Here is a 4,934-nt window from a genome sequence, read left to right on the forward strand (position 1 = left end):
AGCGTCGAAGGCTGCATCTCGCGGGCGGACTCTGTTATTCAGACTCCCGAAATCAAGATACGGGGATGCGTTCACAGGCGCAATGCAATGACTACAATAGGGATATTGCGAATGACAATACTGCCGGGAACGCCATGAATCCGTCCGAACTGCCCGATTTCAAACTGCTTCAGCTTTTCGATCTTCTGTATGACGTGCGCAGCGTGACGCGCGCAGCGGAGCAGTTGGGACAGAGCCAGCCCACGGTGAGCATCTGGCTCGGGCGTTTGCGCGAGCACTTGCAGGACCCGTTGTTCGTACGCACGCCCGGCGGCATGACGCCGACACCGCAAGCGGATGCGTTGATCGGACCGTGCCGCGAAATTCTGGAATCGCTGCGCCGTTTCGCGGCGTGGGAGATTTCCTTCGATCCCGCCACGGCCAAGCGCCGCTTTCGCATTTGCATGACCGATGCGAGCCACATCACGCTGCTGCCGCGCATGCTGGCGCATGTGCGTGCGCAAGCGCCTGGCATTCGGCTGGAAGCGGCGAGAATCGACGGGAATACGGAACGCGCGCTCGAATCCGGCGAGGCCGACCTTGCGATCGGCCATGTGCCGTGGCTTGGCGGCGGCATGTATCAGCAACAGCTTTATATGCAGGACTGGGTGTGTCTTGCCAATCCGAATCATCCGCGTGTGCGCGCCCGATTAACCCTCAAGCAATATTGCAGCGAGGGGCATGTGATTATCGCTGCGGGCACGGGCGCGCAATTGCTGGAGCAGGCGTTGCTGCGCGAAAACATCGAGCGCGATGTCGTGCTCGAACTGCCTGGCATGCTTGGTCTGGGATCGATCATCCGCTCGACCGATCTGCTTGCAACGCTGCCGCGAAACATCGGCGAAACGCTCGCGCGCGTGAACGATATCGCCGTGCACTCATGCCCGTTCACGGTCGATCGATTCGCGGTGCGGCAGCACTGGCATGCGAAGTATCATCACGAGGCGGGGAATCGCTGGCTGCGTTCGGTCGTGGCGGATTTGTTCCTGAGCAAAAGTTAGCAAGGAATCCTGCTCAATGCTTTCGGGTGATTTTATCCGCTAAAACCAGGCGCATTCGTTCGATAGCCGTCTCAACCAGCGCAGCAGCATCGTCGATGTTATCCGTGATGCGCGCGACGCTGTCCAGACGGCCATCGATCAGCAGTGTCGCCAGGCCGTGCACGTAAGCCCATCCCGCCGTCATTTCCACGGCCCGCGCGGTGTCGATGCTTTCGATTGCACGCTCGCCGCCTTCTTGCCGCGCAATCGTTCCGGCCAGCGCGCGAATCGACATACGCCTTGCCTGCCCGAGTGCTTCGTTTGACTGATCGAGCAGTTCATTGCGCGACATCAGCCGAAACAGATCCGGCTGTTTAACCGCGAACTTGATATAGCCACGCGCAATGGCCTTGCGACGATCGATCTCGTTCTCGATGCCTTTCGCATGCGCTGCCATCGAGGCCGCCAGCCGGTGATGACCGATTGCAGCAAGCTCGCTCAGCACGCCCGCCGTGTCGTTGAAATGCCGCTGCGGCGCGGTGTGCGATACACCGACTTCGCGCGAGATGGCTCGCAAGGTCAGCCCGCGCAAGCCGTCACGCCGCAGAACGGTTTCGGCGGCATCGAGCAGAGCATCGCGCAGCGCGCCGTGATGATAGGGGCGCTCCGCTTCGACAACTGCTTTTCCCCGTGTTTTTTTAATCGCTTCTTTCATCAACACCTTCGCTTTCTGCATATGTTTCCAGTGAAAACACATGTTGACGGATCGAGCGAGCGAAGTCAAAATGTTTCCACTGGACACATTATTCCCGGAGTCTTCGATGAACATGCTGCTCGCGTTTGCTCCTTTCATTGCGTTTGTCGTGATCGAACGCGTTGTTGGTGTATCGGCGGGACTGGCAGCGGGCGCGGCTGTGTCCGCAATCCTGCTGGCGCGCGATTTCCTGTCAAGCGAACGCCGCGTGAAGATTCTCGAAATCGGCACGTTCGTGCTGTTCGGTGCATTGACGCTGTATTCGTTGATGTTCGATGCGTCGTGGTCGGTGGCGGCCGTGCGTTTGCGTGTCGATGCCGGGCTGATGCTGATCGTACTAGCGTCGATGGCTTTGCGTCAGCCGTTCACGCTGCAATATGCCCGCGAGAAAGTCGCGCCTGAATTGTGGAATTCGCCCGGCTTTCTGCGCCTGAACTATGAGATCACGTTCGCCTGGGCGCTCGCGTTCGCCGCAATGGTCGGGGCCGATATATTGATGGCTTACGTGCCGACCGTATCGCATTCGATCGGAATCCTTATCACTGCCGCTGCGCTTTACGCAGCGATCAAGTTCACCGGATGGTATCCGCAGCAAGCGCGCCAGGCGTAAGCGGGCATAAGCGGCAATTGGAAACTATGCGCTCTCGCGATCGACGATCGTAAAGCCCGCATCGATACGTAAAGGCGCGGCGGCAACCGCAGGCTTATCCGCCAGCCGCGCCAGCAAAGACTCGGCCGCAAGCGTGCCGATCGCCGCGCCTTCCACGCGCACGGTCGATAGCGCCGGATGCACGTGCGCCGCCGTGCTCAGATCACCGAAGCCCATCACGGCGACATCGCGCGGCACGTTCAAGCCGCGCTGGCCCGCTTCCGCCAGAATGCCCTGCGCGAGCGTATCCGTGCTGCATACGATGACGTCGGGCAGGCCGCGTTCCAGCATGCGCGTAAATCCATCGCGGCCCGACTGAGGCGTCGCGGGCGCGGGCAATATCTCGATCGGTACATCGCGCACGCCTTGCTTATCCAACTCGTCGATCACGCTGCGGCTGCGCCGCAATCCACGCGGATCGTCCGCCGATACCACGCCGAAGCGCCGATACCCCTTGCCCAGCAAATGCCGCGCAACCGCGCTGCCGATCGCTTCGTGCGAAAAGCCGATCAGCATATCGATCGGATCATCGACAAGATCCCATATCTCCAGAATCGGCACGCGCGTTCGGGCGAGGCGTTCGCGCGTCAATGCGGTGTGATCGGTGCCGGTCAGCACGATTGCGTCGGGACGTCTCCCGAGCAAGGTTTGCACGATCTGCTCCTCGCGTTCGGGAAGATATTCGGTGAGGCCGAGCAGCGTCTGATAACCGGATGCCGCGAGCGACGACATCATTGACTGCACCATGTCCGTGAAAATCGACGTGGCGATGGTCGGCAGCAGCAGGGCGACGAGCTTGCTCTTGTTGCTGGCGAGCGCGCCCGCGAGGAGATTCGGCACATAGCCCGTCACGCGCACCGCGTCCATCACGCGAGCCCGCGTTTCTTCGCGCAAGAGCTCGGGGCGATTCATCGCGCGAGACACGGTCATGGCCGTCACGCCCGCCACGCGCGCCACGTCTTCGAGCGTGACGCTCGCGCCTGTTTCATCGACGAAGTGCTTATCCATGTCCGCTCCTTATCGGCACCATTTTACCCAGCGGGCCAGCCAGTAAAAGACATCGGACATCATATTTTTGAGATGCGGGAAAACCCCGGTTCAACGAATGTTTGCGCTAACATATCATCCGTTTCCATGAGACGTCACACAACTGGACGACGGAGACATGAATGGAAAAGGGCATCACGCGAACAGATAATTCGTATGACGAAACAAGTGCGAGCGATTCGCGCGCCTCGCTTTCGAGCCGTCCCAACGCTGACTACAGCGGCCGAAGCCGCGCGCGCTTTCTGATTGTTTTCATGCTGTTTCTGGTGACGACGGTGAATTACGCCGATCGCGCCACGCTTTCCATCACCGGCTCGTCCATCCAAAAGGCGATGGGTGTATCGCCCGTGGAAATGGGCTACATCTTCTCTTCGTTCGCGTGGGCGTATGTGATCGCGCAGATTCCGGGCGGCTGGCTGCTGGACCGTTTCGGCTCGAAGCGCGTCTACGCGTGCAGCATTTTCTTTTGGTCGATTCTCACCGCGTGTCAGGGTTTCGTCGCGGCCTTGCCCGTCGGTGTTGCAGTGGTGACGCTGTTCGCGCTGCGTTTTCTGGTCGGCGCGGCCGGGGCGCCCGCATTTCCCGGCAATTCGCGCCTGACCGCGACATGGTTCCCGACAGCGGAACGCGGCACGGCATCGGCCATTTTCAACTCGTCGCAATACTTCGCGGCCGTATTGTTCACGCCGATCATGGGCTGGATCACGCATACGTATGGCTGGCCGCACGTGTTCTACGCGATGGGCGCGCTCGGCGTGATCATCACCGGCGTGTGGCTGAAAACGATCTACGCTCCGCGCCAGCATCCGCTTGCCAACGACGCCGAAGTGCGCTTTATCGCCGACAACGGCGCGATGGTCGATCTCGAAGACAAGCAACTCGCCGATGAACGCCGCGTCGCGCGTGCGCATCAAAAGAACAATGGCGCGCAAGTATTCGCGCAACTGCTCAGGAGCCGCATGATGCTTGGCGTGTTCATTGCACAGTACTGCATAACAACGCTGACGTACTTCTTCCTCACGTGGTTCCCGATCTACCTCGTGCAGGAACGTCATATGTCGATTTTGAAGGCCGGCTTCGTCGCGTCGATTCCGGCAATTGCGGGCTTTCTCGGCGGCGTGCTGGGCGGCGTGGTGTCGGATCGGCTGATGAAGCGAGGACATTCGACCAGCACCGCGCGCAAGGTGCCGATCGTCGTCGGCCTGCTGCTTTCGACCTGCATGATCGCGAGCAATTACGTCGATAACCAATGGCTCGTGGTCGGCATCATGGCGGCGGCGTTCTTCGGCAAAGGTATAGGCGCGCTTGGCTGGGCGGTCGTCTCGGATACCGCGCCCAAGGAAGCGAGCGGGCTGTGCGCGGCGCTTTTCAACACCTTCGGCAACACGGCGGGTATCACGACGCCGATCGTCATCGGCTATCTCGTGCAGGGCACGGGTTCGTTCGCGGCGGCGCTGGTGTTCGT

General features: G+C 60.5%; 5 protein-coding genes. 3 read left to right on the forward strand and 2 right to left on the reverse strand.

Features of this window, described 5'->3' with window-relative positions:
• Nucleotides 1-134 precede the first annotated feature (134 nt).
• Nucleotides 135-1,040 (forward strand): LysR family transcriptional regulator, encoded by a 906-nt coding sequence (locus tag P7F28_RS17070; RefSeq protein WP_277185705.1) that lies wholly within the window; start codon nucleotides 135-137, stop codon nucleotides 1,038-1,040.
• Nucleotides 1,041-1,053: 13 nt separating this feature from the next.
• Here P7F28_RS17070 and P7F28_RS17075 read toward each other — a convergent pair whose 3' ends face one another.
• Entirely contained in the window at nucleotides 1,054-1,734 is a 681-nt protein-coding gene (locus P7F28_RS17075) for a TetR/AcrR family transcriptional regulator (protein ID WP_277185706.1), read from the reverse strand.
• Nucleotides 1,735-1,840: 106 nt separating this feature from the next.
• Here P7F28_RS17075 and P7F28_RS17080 point away from each other — a divergent pair, with 106 nt between their 5' ends.
• Complete coding sequence (locus P7F28_RS17080) at nucleotides 1,841-2,383, forward strand: hypothetical protein (protein ID WP_277185707.1); 543 nt, start codon at nucleotides 1,841-1,843, stop codon at nucleotides 2,381-2,383.
• 24 nt (nucleotides 2,384-2,407) lie between these two features.
• Here P7F28_RS17080 and P7F28_RS17085 read toward each other — a convergent pair whose 3' ends face one another.
• Nucleotides 2,408-3,430 (reverse strand): LacI family DNA-binding transcriptional regulator, encoded by a 1,023-nt coding sequence (locus P7F28_RS17085; RefSeq protein WP_277185708.1) that lies wholly within the window; start codon nucleotides 3,428-3,430, stop codon nucleotides 2,408-2,410.
• A 293-nt stretch (nucleotides 3,431-3,723) separates the two neighbouring features.
• Here P7F28_RS17085 and P7F28_RS17090 point away from each other — a divergent pair.
• On the forward strand, nucleotides 3,724-4,934 hold a 1,211-nt coding region (locus tag P7F28_RS17090), incomplete at its 3' end, for an MFS transporter (protein WP_368860340.1).

Source organism: Caballeronia sp. BR00000012568055, assembly GCF_029439455.1.
Lineage (GTDB): Bacteria > Pseudomonadota > Gammaproteobacteria > Burkholderiales > Burkholderiaceae > Caballeronia.